The 1132-nt window shown below is 43.2% G+C and carries 2 protein-coding genes; both read right to left on the bottom strand.

Features of this window, described 5'->3' with window-relative positions:
- Positions 1–472: 472 nt before the first annotated feature.
- Positions 473–598, bottom strand: a complete 126-nt coding sequence (locus LI091_RS18340; protein ID WP_265191445.1) for a hypothetical protein — start codon at positions 596–598, stop codon at positions 473–475.
- Between the two features lie 29 nt (positions 599–627).
- The coding region (locus tag LI091_RS18345; protein ID WP_173734728.1) for a GNAT family N-acetyltransferase at positions 628–1132 on the bottom strand (505 nt) is incomplete at its 5' end.

The following is a 1132-nucleotide window of genomic DNA, read 5'->3' on the forward strand; positions in this document are numbered from 1 at the left end:
TATGCGCTTTCATCTCGGATATAGAATAACCGAGGATTCCCGCTTTAAATCCTAAAAAATTTTGAAAATGAAACACTTTTTGGACGTACAAAATGGCCCTGTTTTTGCTTTGTTTTTGTATGTTTTTACCAATTTCTTTCTGGTTTTATTAATAAAAAAGGCTTTTTTGAGGCTTCTTTTGTGCATCTTTCATAATCGGCAAAAAAATGCAGGAAACCTACCAGACGCTGCGGGCAATATGTGAGCAGCGGCATGCATGCAACTTGCGAACAGCATACACAGACGAGCATTTCAGCCAGCAAAAGTCAGTATTCCTTCAGCTGCCAACTTCTTCTCATCTTGCTTCTTTACAGAACCCAACGTCTTCTGGCCGCCAGATTAACTCCTCCCGGCGTCAGCCGGCAAACATCATGCCGCCGTTCTTCTTTTCTTACCAGCCCTCACAGCTACAACAGCCAACAACGCCAAAGCATCAGCCAGCACCAACAACGCCGGCAACATCTTTTCTTACAGAGCAAATCTCAGCCTCACGGCCTTCAGCGACCTTTACTTTTACAAACTTCTTCCATCTTTCAACATCTTTCCTGTTCTCTCGCAACCTCCCACAAAAAAAACTGAGCCTTCGGCTCAGTTTTTCCCGTTGTATATAAGTTCTACCTTTCCCGGATTATATAATCCGCAATTTTCTTCCTGAAATACAAAGCCAAAGTGTTTAAGGATGCCCGCAAAGTCTGGTTCCTTGCTCTTATCAAGTATCATCACCGGCTTTTCATTTTCCAGCCACTCAATGCTTAACTCCATCAGCCTTCTTCCGAGACCATTATGGCGATACTGTTCTGCAACATACACCGTGCATATTTTTGTCTCTTCTTTTGTTGATTTCAGGATTGTGACCCCGGCAATCTCATATTCCTTTTCACAGATTACGATTTCGTACTCCGGTTTTAAGCGTAGGTCGTCAGTAAACAAGCCGCTATACCAAGCAGAAAATTCCGGGTGCTGTATATTTGCTTCCATAAGAAACAGATATATGCAGTTGTAATACATCTGCTGTTCTAATTTTGTCAACTCAGAAAGTGTGAACTTACCCACCGCTTGCTTACGCTGAAGCGGGGGCTTCCTGCCTAAACCG

Source organism: Blautia sp. MSK20_18 (assembly GCF_020553125.1).
In the GTDB taxonomy this organism is placed as follows: domain Bacteria; phylum Bacillota; class Clostridia; order Lachnospirales; family Lachnospiraceae; genus Blautia_A; species Blautia_A fusiformis.